Annotated in this window: 11 protein-coding genes; 3 read left to right on the top strand and 8 right to left on the bottom strand. The window is 63.3% G+C overall.

Annotation, left to right across the window (positions count from 1 at the left end):
* Positions 1–142 (top strand): SDR family oxidoreductase (locus tag QOC89_RS14635; RefSeq protein ID WP_323045663.1); only part of this gene is annotated, 142 nt, incomplete at its 5' end.
* Here the strand turns inward: QOC89_RS14635 and QOC89_RS14630 are convergent.
* The gene (locus QOC89_RS14630; protein WP_323045662.1) at positions 139–1023 is read right to left on the bottom strand and encodes a LysR substrate-binding domain-containing protein; all 885 of its coding nucleotides are present in this window, start codon (positions 1021–1023) and stop codon (positions 139–141) included. The genes QOC89_RS14635 and QOC89_RS14630 overlap by 4 nt on opposite strands.
* Before the next feature lie 163 nt (positions 1024–1186).
* Here QOC89_RS14630 and QOC89_RS14625 point away from each other — a divergent pair, with 163 nt between their 5' ends.
* Both QOC89_RS14625 and QOC89_RS14620 read left to right on the top strand, forming a co-directional pair.
* Positions 1187–2476 (top strand): ribulose-bisphosphate carboxylase large subunit family protein, encoded by a 1290-nt coding sequence (locus QOC89_RS14625; RefSeq protein WP_323045661.1) that lies wholly within the window; start codon positions 1187–1189, stop codon positions 2474–2476.
* Positions 2477–2493: 17 nt separating this feature from the next.
* On the top strand, positions 2494–3882 hold the full coding sequence (locus tag QOC89_RS14620; protein ID WP_323045660.1) for a four-carbon acid sugar kinase family protein: 1389 nt from the start codon (positions 2494–2496) through the stop codon (positions 3880–3882).
* A gap of 11 nt (positions 3883–3893) precedes the next feature.
* Here QOC89_RS14620 and QOC89_RS14615 read toward each other — a convergent pair whose 3' ends face one another.
* The 7 genes from QOC89_RS14615 to QOC89_RS14585 all read right to left on the bottom strand — a co-directional run bounded on the left by QOC89_RS14615 (position 3894) and on the right by QOC89_RS14585 (position 13661).
* Complete coding sequence (locus tag QOC89_RS14615) at positions 3894–5798, bottom strand: TRAP transporter large permease subunit (RefSeq protein WP_323045659.1); 1905 nt, start codon at positions 5796–5798, stop codon at positions 3894–3896.
* Positions 5795–6829: a TRAP transporter substrate-binding protein gene (locus QOC89_RS14610; protein ID WP_323045658.1), complete on the bottom strand. Its 1035-nt coding sequence runs from the start codon at positions 6827–6829 to the stop codon at positions 5795–5797. Before QOC89_RS14610 ends, QOC89_RS14615 begins: the two co-directional genes overlap by 4 nt.
* 186 nt (positions 6830–7015) lie before the next feature.
* Positions 7016–8128 carry a zinc-binding dehydrogenase gene (locus QOC89_RS14605; protein WP_323045657.1) on the bottom strand — a complete coding sequence of 371 codons (1113 nt, stop codon included), beginning with the start codon at positions 8126–8128 and terminating at the stop codon, positions 7016–7018.
* A gap of 92 nt (positions 8129–8220) precedes the next feature.
* The gene (locus QOC89_RS14600) at positions 8221–9666 is read right to left on the bottom strand and encodes an aldehyde dehydrogenase family protein (protein ID WP_323045656.1); all 1446 of its coding nucleotides are present in this window, start codon (positions 9664–9666) and stop codon (positions 8221–8223) included.
* Positions 9667–9998: 332 nt separating this feature from the next.
* Positions 9999–10778 (bottom strand): SDR family NAD(P)-dependent oxidoreductase, encoded by a 780-nt coding sequence (locus QOC89_RS14595; protein ID WP_323045655.1) that lies wholly within the window; start codon positions 10776–10778, stop codon positions 9999–10001.
* Positions 10779–11333: 555 nt separating this feature from the next.
* Positions 11334–11705 (bottom strand): response regulator, encoded by a 372-nt coding sequence (locus tag QOC89_RS14590; protein ID WP_323045654.1) that lies wholly within the window; start codon positions 11703–11705, stop codon positions 11334–11336.
* A gap of 117 nt (positions 11706–11822) precedes the next feature.
* Positions 11823–13661, bottom strand: coding sequence for an ATP-binding protein (locus QOC89_RS14585; RefSeq protein WP_323045653.1), 1839 nt, complete (start codon positions 13659–13661; stop codon positions 11823–11825).
* Positions 13662–14255: the final 594 nt, after the last annotated feature.

Raw genomic sequence — 14255 nt, 5'->3', positions numbered from 1 at the left:
CGATACGATCTATGCGGCTACGCCAATGGGACGCGGCGCGCAGCCCGCCGAAATTGCGGCCGTAGTGGCGTTCCTCGCCTCGGACGAAGCCTCGTTCGTGACCGGCCACGTCTACAACGCCGACGGCGGCTCGGCGATTTAGGCCGGCACACCTTCCGTATCGCGCAGTTCCACGCCGAGCCAGTCGACGAGCGCGGCCGTTTGCGGGCGCGCCTCGAGGTGCGGCGCGACCCACAACACGAGCTTGCGCGGACCCGGCACGAAGCCGAACGGGGCGACGAGCGCGCCCGAGTCGAGTTCGTCACGCACCAGCATGCGCGGCACGTTGGCGATGCCGAGTCCGCATTTGGCCGCCTGAATCAGCAGATAGAAGTGTTCGAACGATTCCATGATGGCAGGCTGCAGTTCCCCCAGCTGCGCCGAATCGAACCAGTCCTGCCACGCGCCGGGCCGCGTGTTGGTGGCGAGAAGGCGCGCGCGGTTCAGGTCGTGCGGCGCTTTGATCAGCGTGGCGCGCAGATATTCGGGCGAACAGACCGGGCCGATCCATTCGTCGATCAGCGGCTTCGGCTCGATGTCCTTGGGCGCCTTGATCGTATTCAGGCGGATCGCGACGCTGATGTTTTCCCGCGTGAAATCGATCTCTCCTGAACCGGTGTTGAAGCCCACTTCAAGAGACGCATGCTTGCGATGCAATTTCCCGAGCCGCGGCAGCAGCCAGTACATCATGATCGACGCCGAACACGACAGCGTGAGCGGTCCGGGCCGCACCTGCTCGACACTCGCCTGGATCAGATTGAAGGCCCGCGAGAGGCCTTCGGCAAGCCGCGCGCCTTCGGGTGTGGGTTCGGTGGAATGCGCATTGCGCAACAGCAGCAAGACGCCTAGCGTGTCTTCGAGTGAACGGATATGCCGGCTGATCGCGCCGTGAGTCACCGACAATTCTTCCGCCGCGTCGCCGAAACTGCGTAAGCGCGCCGTGGCCTCGAAAGCCCGCAGTGCGTTGAGTGATGGTCGTGGCACGGGTCGTTCCTATTGCCGGAAAGCACTCCGGCGTCGTCTCGCTATTGTGAGTTTTTTGCAGCACCTCTGGAAATCATATCGTTTGATGGTTTTTCCGGTCAATCTTATATTCCGACATGCCACGAAGGTATTCGTCGCGTTCTCCCGCACAATGAGCCAGCCAATGAGCCAAGCCAAATCCCCTACTCCTGATGCGCGCGCGGAATTCACCGCGCGGTACTTCGTCGAAAGCTCGGTGCCGATTGCGAAGACGGCAGAAGTGATCGCGGGCGAGCAGTCGAGCGGCACGTTCCTGTCGCTGCCCGGCGAAACCGAAGCGTTGAAGCAGCGCTCGCGCGCGCGCGTGCTGAAGGTGGAGTCACTGCCGCCCGCATTCGAGCCGTCGCTTAAGAGCGCTTTCGTCGAACGCAAGGAACAGGCGAAGGTCTTTTACCGCGGTGAAGTCGAGATCGCCTTTCCGGTCGGCAACGTCGGGGCGAACTTACCAACCTTGCTCGCGACGATCGCCGGCAATCTGTTCGAACTCGGCGAAGTCACCGGACTGAGACTGCTGGATTTCGATCTGCCGGCGGATTACGCTCGCCAGTTCCCGGGGACACGTTTCGGCATTCCCGGCACGCGCGAGTTGGCCGGCGTGCACGGGCGTCCCCTGATCGGCACCATCGTCAAGCCGAGTATCGGGCTGACACCCGAGCAGACCGCGGCGATGGTCGACGACCTCTGTGCCAGCGGCATCGACTTCATCAAGGACGACGAATTGCTGGCGGACCCGACCTACGCCTCGTTCGACGCGCGGCTCGCCGCGGTGATGCCAGTGCTCAAGCGGCATGCGGATCGCCTCGGACGCATGCCGATGTACGCGATCAACATCTCCGGCAGCATCGACGATATGCTGCGCCGTCACGACGCCGTGCTCGCCGCCGGTGGCACCTGTGTGATGGCGAGCATCAACTGGGTGGGTATCGCCGGTCTAGAACATTTGCGCAAGCATGCCCAGTTGCCGATCCACGGACACCGCAACGGTTGGGGCGCGTTGACCCGTTGCCCGCAACTCGGCTTCTCGTTTACGGCTTATCAGAAGCTCTGGCGACTTGCCGGCATCGATCACGTGCACGTCAACGGGCTTCGCAGCAAATTCTGGGAGCCCGATGAGTCGGTGATTCAATCGGCGCGCGCCTGCCTCACCCCGTTCGCGGGACTTCAACCGTTGATGCCGGTGTTCTCGTCCGGACAATGGGCGGGCCAGGCGCCGGATCTGTACAAGATGCTGAAGTCGGTCGATCTCATGCATCTCGCGGGCGGTGGCATCATCGGGCATCCACAGGGTATCGCGGCAGGCGTCGCGAGCATGCGGGAGGGCTGGGAAGCGGCGGTTGAAGGCGTGAGCCTCGAAGACTACGCGCGCACGCGCCCTGCCTTGCGCGCTGCCCTTTCACACTTCAAGGCGATCTGAGCATGCAAGGTGACGGGATGAGAACGTTGCGGCTTGCGTTCTACGGGGACGATTTCACCGGTTCGACCGATGCGCTCGAAGTCCTCGCTTTCGCTGGCCTGCGCTGCGCGCTGTTTCTGAATCCACCCACGCGCGCGCAACTCGACGCGCTCGGCGGTTTCGACGCCATCGGCATTGCCGGCGCGAGTCGCGCGATGTCGCCGGTGGAGATGGACGACGCGTTGCCGCCCGTGTTCCGCGCGCTGCGCGAGCTCGGCGCGCCGCTCGTGCACTACAAGGTGTGCTCGACATTCGACAGCGCGCCTGGCATCGGCAGTATTGGCCGGGTGATGGAGATCGCCCGCGCGACGTTCGGCGACGCGACGATTCCGGTCATTGCCGGCACGCCCGCGCTGCAACGCTATTGTCTGTTCGGCAACCTGTTTGCGCGTTCCGGCACGGACGGGCAGATGTATCGCATCGACCGGCATCCGATCATGAGCGTGCATCCGGTCACGCCCATGGACGAAGGCGATCTGATCCGCCATCTCAACCGTCAGACCTCGCTATCCATCGCGGGCGTCAATCTGACTCACTTCGAGGGCGGCCGTCCCGCACTGGATCGAGCGCTGGAAACAACGCTCGCGGCGAAGCCTGCCGCGATCTTGTTCGATACGGCCCATAGCGGGCATCTCACCGAACTGGGACGGCTGCTTCAGACGCTTTCCGCACGCGGGCCCGCTACGTTCACGGTGGGTTCGTCCGGGGTCGAGTATGCGTTGACGCAGTGGTGGGCCGAGACCGGCCAGTTGCCGCAGTCGTCGCGCTCATACGATGTATGCGCGCCCGCCGCGCCGATTCTGGCGGTATCGGGCAGCGCGTCGCCATTGAGCGCCGCGCAGATCGACACGGCGATTGCCGCGGGCTTCACCGATCTTGCCGTCGACGCAAGCGCGCTAGTGGACACCATGCAGTGGCAGGACGCGCTGCAACGCCTCGTGGAGCGCGCGAGCGAGGCCCTGCGAGCCGGCCGCAGCGTCGTGATGCACACCGCGCGCGGACCGCATGACCCGCGCGTCGGCGCGATGATCGATTCGTTGATGCAAGGCGGCCTGAGCCGCGACGAGGCGAAGCATCGGGGCGGCCGTCTGCTGGGACAACGGCTCGGCGCGATCGTGGAGGCGGTTTTGAAAGCAGTGCCGCTGCGTCGCCTGATTCTCTCTGGTGGCGACACCTCGAGCCAGGTCACGCAGGTGCTCGGCCCCGACGCGCTCGAAATAGCCGCGCGTCTGACACCGGGCGCGCCGCTGTGCCGGGTGATTTCCGACCAGCCGCATCTGCGTGATCTCGAGATCGCGCTCAAGGGTGGACAGATGGGCGGCTCGGACTACTTCGTGGTGGCGCGCACGGGATTGAACGGCGGCTAAGCCGTTCTGGTTCAGCCGTGCGCGAGGAAACCCGTCGAAATCCACGGCACCGCCGCCACCACCACGATACCGATGAACAGCGCGACCATATAGCCGACGATCGGCCGGATGCCCTCGTCCGGATGAATCTTGCTGACCGCGCACGCGCCGTAGTAACCCACGCCGAACGGTGGCGAGAACAGGCCGAGCCCCATCGACAGAATCACCACCATCGCATACTGCACTTCATGTATGCCGACTTCGCGCGCAATCGGAAACAGCAGCGGCCCGAACAGCACGATGGCGGGAATCCCTTCGAGCACGCTGCCGAGCAGCACGAACATCAGCACGGAGACCGCCATGAACGCGACCGCCCCGCCCGGCAAATGCTCCATGAACGCCGCGAGATTGTGCGAGAAGCCCGACTGCGTAAGCGCCCACGCCATCGCGGTGGCCGTGCCGATGATGATCAGGATCGCACCGGACAGCGCCGCGGTTTCCACCAGCATCGGCGCGATCCGTTTGAGGTCGAAGCGCCGATAGATCAGCAAACCCGCGAGCGCGGCATAGACGATGCCGACGGTCGACACTTCGGTGGCCGTGGCAACGCCCTCGACCACGGCAAAGCGAATCACCACCGGCAATGCAAGCGCCGGAATCGCCACCAGCAGCGTCGTGCCGATCTCGCGCAACGATGCGCGAGCCGTCGACGCCGGCGCGACCTTGCGTGAGCGCCACCACACGAGCGAGCAGAGCGCGAGCGCCAGCACGAAGCCCGGCAGGAGGCCACCGGTGAAGAGCGCGGAAATGGACACGCCCGTCACCGAGCCGATCGTGATCAGCACGATGCTCGGCGGCACGGTCTCGGTTTGCGCACCGGTCGCCGACAGCAATGCCACGAGTTCGCCGGGCCGTTCGCCGCGCTTCTTCATTTCCGGGAACAGGATCGGCGCGACCGCCGCCATGTCCGCGGCTTTCGAACCGGAAATGCCGGAGATCAGGTACATCGCGCCGACCAGCACGTACGACAGACCGCCGCGCACGTGCCCAAGCAGTGACGCGAGGAAATTGATCATCGCGCGCGCCATGCCGGTCATTTCAATCAGAAGGCCGAGGAACACGAACATCGGCACGGCAAGCAGCAACAGTTGCGACATGCCCTCATCCATGCGGCTCACGACGATCTCGAGCGGCATCGAGGTGCTCAGCGATAGATACGAAAACACGGCAAGCCCGAACGAGAACGCAATTGGCATGCCGCTCAGCACGGTGAAACCCACCACGCCGACGAAGAAAATCAGCAGGTTGAGATTGCCGAGCGATTGCAGCAGCGGACCCGCCGTGTCGAGTCCGGCCACCACCAGCGCCGACACCACCACGCCCAATAAGGCCGGCTTCCAGCCGAGCGCCAGCAGCTTGACGGCGCACATCAGCAGCATGCAGCCGGTGGCGTAGAGGATCGCGGCGACCCGCCAGCCGTCGTTGAATTCGAGCGCGGGCGTGACGATCATCCATTGCTGCTGGATGTACGAATAGGCGGGCGCCGCGATCAGGCCGAGAAACATCATGCTGGCGACCAGCGCGACGATGTCCCACGTGGTGCTCCATCTCGCACCCGAGCGGTTGACGATCGCCGTCATCCGCATGTGCGCGCCGCGATGCAGCGCGGTGGCCGCGCCCGTCATTGCGAGCCATAGAAACAGGATGCTGGCCAGTTCATCGCCCCACACGAGCGGCCGATGAAACCCGTAGCGCGCACACACCCCGGCGAACAGCAGCACGATTTCCGCCAGCACCAGCAAAGCCGCGGGCACGGCCACGACAAGCCCCAGCACGCGGTCGGCGAGCGTCAGCCAATGCGGCACCGAGGGCCGGTTTTTTTGCACGGTGCCGCCGGGCGAGGCCTGTGCGAAAGTCTGTGCGAGCGGCGTTCTCATGCCAGCTTCCCGGTGACCTTCTCGAGCAGCGCCCATTCCTCTTCGCCGAAGAACTGCTTCTGCTCGGCGTAGAAACCACCCTTTCTCAGCATGTCGCGGAACGAATCCATATCGGGCTGGTTGAAGGCGAGGCCCTTGCTCTCGAGCGCTTTCTGCAACGACGAGTTCAGTTGCGCGACGTCCTTACGCTGTTGCAACGCGGACGCGTTGAGGTTCTTCGACACGATGTCGCGCACGTTCGCAGGCAGCTTCTCCCACGCGGCGCGATTGCCGAGGAACCAGAAACCGTCCCACATGTGGCTCGTCATCGAGCAGTACTTCTGCACTTCGTAGAGTTTGGCGGTGTCGACTACGGCGAGGGCGTTCTCCTGGCCTTCGACCACCCTGGTCTGCAACGCGGAGTACACCTCGTTGAAGCTGATCGAGGTGGGCGCCGCCGACAGTGCACGGAACAGCGAGATCCACAAACGTCCCGGCGGCACGCGAATCTTCATGCCCTGCAGGTCGGCCGGCGACTTGATCGGTTTGCCGCTGCTCGTGATCTGCCGGAAGCCGTTGTCCCACACCTTGTCCTGCACCACCAGCCCACCCTTCGTGATGAGGCCGCGCAGATGCGCGCCGAGCTCGCCGTCGAGCGCGCCGAAGACCTGATCGTAGTTCTTGAAAGCGAAGCCGACGCCGGAAATGGCTGCCTTCGGCACGAGGGACGACAATGCATTCGCGCCCGACAACGTGAAGAACTCCAGCGCGCCGGCCCGCAGCTGCGCGAACATGTCGGGGTCGCCGCCCAGCTGGTTGTTCGGAAACACGCGGATTTCCATGCGGCCGTCCGTCTCCTTCAGGATCGCATTCGACGCTTCCTGAATCCGCACGTTCAACGGATGCGAGGCCGGCAGGTCGGTGCCGACCTTATAGGAAAACTCCGCGGCTTGCGCCCGTTTGATCCAGGGCGCGCCCACCATGCTGGATGCGGCGGCAGCGGCAACCGAACCGGCGCCCGCGACGAGAAAGCTGCGACGATTGAAAGCCATTGTTGTCTCCTTTTATAGGTTGCCGATGTGTCGGCATGTTGTCCGCGCTGCGATGAATTTTGGCCCTGCTTGCCTGCTTTTTTGCTTGCCCGCCGCTTGCGTGCGGTTTTGTCCGCTTGTTTTCGTATTTGCGTTACTGCACAACCGAAGCCGCCCGAGATGCGGGCAAGGGCTTCGGTCAAAGCATCATTCCACTGCGATCACCGGCTTGATTTCCTCGAAGTTCTTCATACGCGTAAGCGCAAGATTCACATCGTCGAGCTTGTAGCGGCCCGAGATCATCTGGTGAAATGGAAAGTCGTGCTGATGCGCTTCGAGAAACTGCAGCGCCAGCGAATAGCTGCGTGCGTCGCCGGAAAATGAACCGATCACCTGCAGGTTCTTTTTGACGATCATCGACGGTTGCATCGTGGTGGCGGCCTCGCCGAGCTGACCCACCACCAGATAGCGGCCGCCTTTGCGCGCGAGCGCGAGACCTTCCGCGAACGCTGCCGGAACGCCGGTGAATTCCATCACGATGTCCGCGCCGCGCCCTTCCGTTTCGGCCAGCACCGTAGCCATCCGTTCCTCGGGCGTCGTGCCTTCTACCGGAATGCACACGTCGGCGCCGAACAGTCTTGCCATCTCGAGACGCGGCGCCGGCGAGCCGACCACAATGATTTTTTTCGCACCACGCACCCGCGCGTTCGCCGTTGCGAGCAGTCCGAGCGGGCCCGCGCCCTGAATCAACACCGTTTCCGTGGGCTCGATCTCACCGAGCTGCGAAAAGGCGTTCATCACCGAGCGCAGTGCGCAACTCGACAGGCTCGCCAGTTCGTTCGGCACCGAGTCCGGCACGCGCAACCGTCCGGCTTGCGGCAACACGTAGCCATATTCGGAGAAGCCGCCGAGCAGATACGGCGCATGTTCGATGTTTTCGTACATGTACGCGCGACGGTTCGTGCACAACGTCGGCTTGCGCGCGGTGGTGCAGAAAAAACAACCGCCGCAGGATGTATGCGTATACACGATGCGGTCGCCAACTTTCAGCGGTGTGCCGACTGAATCGGTCGTCACGCCCGCGCCGGCCCGAATCACGCGCCCCACCATTTCATGGCCGATGATCACCGGCAGGTTTACTTTCAGCGATAACGATCCTTGCCACAAATGCACGTCGGTGCCGCAGATCGAGCACATCTCGATCTTGACGAGCGCGGCGCCGACTTCGGTTTCGCGCGGTACGGGCACTTCTTCAATGCGCAACGGTGCCTTGAATTCGCGCAATACGGCAGCGCGGGAAAACTCTGGAACAGCGGTCATGCGGACGGTCTCCTGATTCTGATGTCACGTGTCCGGGTCGATTTTGGCAACCCGGTGCCGACGCTTCACGGCTTGTAAAACCGATGGCGTGCTCAGCCGTGGCGCAGCACGATCGTCTTCGCCACCGTGTATTCCTTGAGCGCTTCGAGTCCTTTCTCGCGGCCGTGGCCGCTGCGCTTGACGCCACCGAACGGCAGCTCGATGCCACCGCCCGCGCCGTAGTTGTTGATGAACACCTGCCCCACGCGCAGCTTCTTCGCCACACGCATCTGACGTGCGCCGTTCTCGGTCCACAATCCCGCGACGAGGCCATAGGCCGTGCCGTTCGCGATCCTGACCGCGTCGGCTTCGTCGTCGAACGGAATGGCGGCGAGTACCGGGCCGAACACTTCGTCCTGGGCAAGTTCATGATCGGGCGGGACTGGGCCGAACAGGGTCGGCGTCACGAAGTAGCCGGTTTTCAACGCGCTTTCGTCGAGCTTGCCTTGTGCCAGCACACCGATACCGGTTTTGCTCGCACGATCCAGAAAGCCTTGCACCTTGCTTGCCTGCGTGCTGTTGATCACGGGTCCGCATTCGAGGTCCGCCGCCGGCGCGCCGACGCGGATCGCGGACATGCGCTCGACGAGCATGCCGGTAAAGCGGTCATAAGCGGAGCGCTGGATCAGCACGCGGCTGCCGGCCGAGCACGTTTGTCCCGCGTTCTGCACGATCACGCCCACAATGGTTTGCGCGGCGCGCTCGAAATCGGCGTCGTCGAAAACGATCTGCGGCGACTTGCCGCCCAGTTCCAGCACGCACGGCACGTGGTTCTGCGCCGCCGCCGTCTGGATCAGCGTGCCGACTTCAGGCGAGCCCGTAAACGACAGAAAGTCGACCTCGGGATGCTGCGAGAGCGCGGCGCCCGCTTCCTCGCCCAGACCGGTGACGAGATTGAGCACGCCGGCCGGCAAGCCCGCTTGCGATGCGAGCGCGGTCAGACGGATGCAACTCATGCTGGCGTCTTCCGCCGGCTTCAGGATGGCGGTGTTGCCGGTGGCAAGCGCGGGTCCCAGCGTGCGGCCGAACATCGAGGCCGGGTAATTCCACGGAATGATCAAGCCGACCACGCCACGCGCTTCGCGCTGCACGGTGACCTGATAGCCGTCGAGAAACGGCAGCACGTCACCGAGTACTTTATCGGCCGCGCCGGCATAAAACTCGAAATAGCGCGCGGTGGCCTTGATATCGGTGCGCGCCTGACTGATCGGCTTACCGGTGTCGCGCGCCTCGAGTTGCGCCAGTTCTTCGGTATTCGCGAGTATCAGGTCGGACAGTTTCGTCAGAATGCGGCCGCGCTCGAAACCCGCCATGGTGCTCCACGCGCCGTCGAGCGCGCGGCGCGCGGCGGCCACCGCGCGCTCGATTTCCTGCTTGCCGCCGCGCGAAATCGCGGCGAATACCTCACCATCGGTCGGCGAACGGACCTCGATGACTTGCGCCGATGCGGCGCCCGACCATTCGCCCCCGATGAAGATTGACTGAGCCTGCGCGGACATGCTGTGTCTCCTGATCAAATGCAATGCGGGTTATGTTGCTCGAGCGTCGTGCTTCATGGCGAACTGCCGAGCACGGCGCGGATCTCCTTGGGTGAAAAAAAGTATAAGGAGTTCGACATAACCGCTACAAATACGAATTCACAATAGAGGATATAAAACCGGCCTATATCCGTATAACTACTGCACGCCCAGATCGAGCCATGGTTGTGTCATCGCGGGTGGCGACCCGCTGAACTCACGCGTGCCGCCGGGCCGCCTGTCGGAAACGCCTATATGCGCCGGCTGACAGGCTGATGTCGATGGCGAAGCGAGCGGCCCGGATCGTCCGATTGTCAGATGGCGCCGGCGCCCCACGAAAGGAACCCGCCATCCACGGGCAGTACAACGCCATTCACATAGGCGGCATCATCCGACGCGAGGTAGCACACAGCGGCGGCAATTTCCGATGTCTTGCCGTAACGCTTCAGCGGAATCGCACGCGAATACTCTTCACGGAACTGGGCGGAATGGAGTGCCTTGGTCATCGGCGTGTCGACGGGACCGGGCGAGACCGCGTTCGCCGTAATGCCGTAGTCGCACAACTCGACAGCCATTTGCCGGGTCAGCGCGATCACCGCGCCTTTCGATGTGCCGTAGGCGGTGCGGCCGGTGCCGACCGCGCGCATGCCCGCCACGGACGCGATATTGACGATGCGTCCCCAGCCGTTCGGCCTCATCATCCGGGCCGCGTGCTGCGCACACAGGAGCGTGCCGGTCACGTTGACCTGCATGGTCTTGAGAAACACGTCCAGCGGGTAATCGATGAAAGGAAGCATCGTTGCGATGCCCGCGCAGTTGACCAGCACGTCGCAACGGCCGGCGTCGCGCGCGATGGCGGCAAAGCCTTCGGCGATGGAGTCGGGATTGCCCACATCCATGACCACAGCGGAAGCGCAGAGTCCTTGCGCGCGCAACTTGCCGACCGTTTCGTCCGCCGCGCCGCGATTGATGTCGGAAAGCACCGCGTGATAGCCGCTGCGCGCAAGTCTTTCGGCCACGTCGGCACCAATGCCCATTGCACCGCCGGTCACGACCGCAACCCTGCCCCGCCCGCTTTCGCTCTGTTGTTCCACCTCGTCTCCTTTCTATGTGGCGATCGGCCCCAGGATGGCGCTGGCATGTCTGAGCGCGCGGCGATGCGGGTCGATCGCGGTTGGCAAATCCGGTGGACAAATTATCTGAGTCGGCTGAGCGCGACTCAATGGATATTAAGGCTGGGGTAGTGTGAGGAAAAGTCACCGCCGGGGCGCGTGGGCGGGCGGGATGTACACGAAGCGGATGTGTTTTTCCGACTGGATGCATACTAGGTCATCGTCGCGTACAAGCTCACCGCGGTGGTAGCGCCGGGCGCCGTGCCCGGACTCCACGTGCTCGACGCTCACGTATTTGCCTGCTGAGTTCAGGCGCCCTTGCACGTCTCCTCGCGCATACCCCTGTGCGCATTTTTGCCCCGCTACGCGGGGCTTTTTTTTGTCGATGAGCGCCCATCGGGCGCGCCGGAAATTTGATGTACGGAAAGGCCCGAAGCGCTCGGCATTCGGCCGTTCGAACCGGGCGGCGGCCACCAGCAGCGCAGCGTGCCTGCCTCTCCCGCTTCTGGAGCGGCTCGCGGCATGCCCCGAGCGCGGCTACGGGGCGCCGAGCGCCACCGAGAGCCAATGCGTCATGACGCACGCCTGATAGGGCTTTTGCAGCATCACCAGGGCGCCATTGCCCATCGCCTTCGCCTGTAACGATGGCGTCGGATAGGCACTGATAAAGATGGTCGCCGGTGCTTGCCCTTGCGCCACGAGACGCTCATGCATCTCTACGCCCGACATTCCCGACATGCGGATGTCCGACACAAGACACGCGGTGTCCGACACGTCTCCCGATGCGAGAAACGCTTCCGCGGACTCGAACACGCGCGCTTCCCACCCCATCGATCGCACAAGGCTGCTCAGCGCGCGACGAACCGCCTGGTCGTCGTCGACAATGGATACAACGGGCGTCTTTTGCAAAATGGTGGCCCTCGTCTCTCTCCCCGGATAACGGCGGTGACATTGCGCGCGTGTATCCTGAAGACCAAGCCTAGCTTACAAAACCGACGACCGCGATGATACGAATGTATAACTGCCTTACGTAAGCGCGGCCCGTGCGGTGGCCGCCGGTAACGAGAAGCTGAACGTCGCCCCGCCCTCAGGATTGTTGGCCGCCCAGATTTGACCGCCATGCGCTTCGATGATCGAACTGCAGATGGCGAGCCCCATTCCCATACCCGTGCTGCGGGTGGTGAAAAATGCGTCGAACAGGCGCGGCAGGTTCTGCTCGCTGATACCCGGCCCGCTGTCCCGAACCGACACCACCACGTTGCCTTCCGGGTCGCTCGTTGAGATGACAACCATCTCACGCCGGCCGCCGACGGCCGACATCGACTGCATGCCGTTGACGATGAGATTGATGAGCACCTGCTGGAGTTGCACGCGGTCGGCGAGCACGTCCGGCAGATTGGAGCCGAGCGACAGCACGAGTGCGCCGGCCTGCCGTTCGACCTCGGCGCGGATCAGTTTTGCCGCTTCCTCGATGAGCTGATTCATGCCGACGGCCGTGCGCTCCGGCGGCGCACCCTTCATCAGCATTCGCACGCGCTGAACGATGCCCGCCGCGCGGTTTCCTTCGTCGGTAATCTGGGTCACACAGCCTTCGATCTCTTCCATATTCAACGGCTCGCGACGCAACCAGCGCAGGCAGGCTTCGCCGTTCGTCACGATGGCCGCAAGCGGCTGACCCACCTCGTGGGCGATGGATGCGCTCAGTTCTCCCAGCGCCGTAATCCGGCTCGCGCGCGCCAGTTCATTCTGGGCTTCCTGCAAGCGGGCCTCGGTCTGTTTTGCTTGCGTGACGTCCATGAGGGCGCCGATAAACTGCCGCCTGTTCGACTGTCCTTCCGCCCGGTGGGCGACGACATGCAGATGCTTGACCCGTCCGTCCGGGAACAGCAGCCTGTGTTCGATATCGAAACCGTCGGCTGTTTCGCCGACGTCCTGGAGCATCCGTTCGAAGACGTGCAGATCCTCCGGATGAACACGCGCGCGTATCGTCTCGATGCACGGCGCACTCGCCGGGTCCTGTTCGAAAATGGCGAACGCCTCCTCGGACCAGAAGATTTCGCCGGTCGCGATGTTCCATCCAAAGCTCCCCGTGCGGCTCAACTTTTGCGCTTCGGCCAGATACTGGGCCTGGCTCCTGCGCAACATCTCTTCGGCGCGCTTGCGCCCGGTGATGTCGTTGTTGGTCTCGAGGGTGGCAAGTGGCGCGTTTTTATCGTCGTGCTGCAGCGTCCAGCGGCTCGCCACAATGACCTGGCTGCCGTCGCGCCGGGTGTGCGTAAGCTCGCCCTCCCAATGTCCGTCGCGCAACAGCATGCGCTGCACTTCGTCGCGAGGCGCCGGGAATATCGTCTTGAGCAGCTCGTCGGCAGCCTTGCCGGTCGCTTCCGCCTTACTCCAGCCGTAAAGGACCTCTGCGGCATGGTTCCAGTAGATGATGACCCCGGCCGTGTCGCGCACGAAGACCGTGTCGTGCGTCAGATCGAGCAGGCGTGCCTGACCGCGCTGCATCTGTTCCATGCGCCGGATGCGCCGCACCAGTGTCGTGACGGCCAGCGAGGTAATCAGAAAAGCCGCGAGCGGAAAAACCTCCTGAAGCTTCTCGATCTGGAAGCTGAAAATGGGCGGCGTAAAAAGCACGTTCAGAAGTGCGGCGCCCACCACCGAGAAGATCACGGACGAAACGAAGCTGTCGAGAAGCGACAGCAGCACGACGGCGATGAGCATGCAGAAGCCGGTGGTGGCGAGACGCACCTGGAGGTCGAAGCAGATTCCGGCGATGACGGCAAGAGCGACGCAGCCGCCAATCCACAGACCGATCAGATAGCCAGGCGTGCTGCTCTGGCGCGACGAACCGAGTGCGCTCACCACTTTCCTCCCGATGGCGCCTCCTTCACGCGCGTTGGCGTGCGGCGTCAACTTCCTCGACATGCATGGCCGGAGATTGCGGGCGCTTTCATTTTATTTACACACATGAAAGCTTTTCGCCCATTCCTTAACGCGTTTGCAGCGCCGATTATCATATACGTCCGTATAGGTGAGGAGAAGGATCGTTTAATCGTTTCCCCGCAGGCGCGGCCGAACCGGACGCCGCCCTTCCCGCGTGTGGCCTTATACGGACGTATAGCCGGATTACGCTATCGCGGCACCGCCATACCCCACCGTAGAATAGATTCCCCCTCCTGTCCTGCGTACGCTTGAGTCATCGCAATCGGCGCATTTCCGATGACTGCGGGAAGCCTCCCCCCGACCACCCAGTCCTCATCCCCTGTGCAGAACCGCGACCCGGCAGCCGGCCGTGCCGCGCCCGCAATCGTCAGCCTGACCGTGTTTCCTTTAACTGCAGCATCGCTTCAAAGGAATTGACCGTGTCGCACGATCTTCATACCTGGCTCTTCATCGGGGCCAACGCCTACGTTGAATTCACATTTGTCGCACGGCTGAACCGCTGCGTGTACCGGC

The organism is Paraburkholderia sp. (assembly GCF_034668105.1).
Lineage (GTDB): Bacteria > Pseudomonadota > Gammaproteobacteria > Burkholderiales > Burkholderiaceae > Paraburkholderia.
Note: the sequence above shows the minus strand (reverse complement) of the source record. Positions and strands in the feature narration are given on the sequence as shown.

Bases quoted from the DNA above. Each gene is read 5' to 3' on its own strand.
- QOC89_RS14605 (WP_323045657.1), bottom strand. From the start codon at position 8,128: ATGACCGCTGTTCCAGAGTTTTCCCGCGCTGCCGTATTGCGCGAATTC.
- QOC89_RS14625 (WP_323045661.1), top strand. From the start codon at position 1,187: ATGAGCCAAGCCAAATCCCCTACTCCTGATGCGCGCGCGGAATTCACC.
- QOC89_RS14610 (WP_323045658.1), bottom strand. From the start codon at position 6,829: ATGGCTTTCAATCGTCGCAGCTTTCTCGTCGCGGGCGCCGGTTCGGTT.
- QOC89_RS14615 (WP_323045659.1), bottom strand. From the start codon at position 5,798: ATGAGAACGCCGCTCGCACAGACTTTCGCACAGGCCTCGCCCGGCGGC.
- QOC89_RS14600 (WP_323045656.1), bottom strand. From the start codon at position 9,666: ATGTCCGCGCAGGCTCAGTCAATCTTCATCGGGGGCGAATGGTCGGGC.
- QOC89_RS14620 (WP_323045660.1), top strand. From the start codon at position 2,494: ATGAGAACGTTGCGGCTTGCGTTCTACGGGGACGATTTCACCGGTTCG.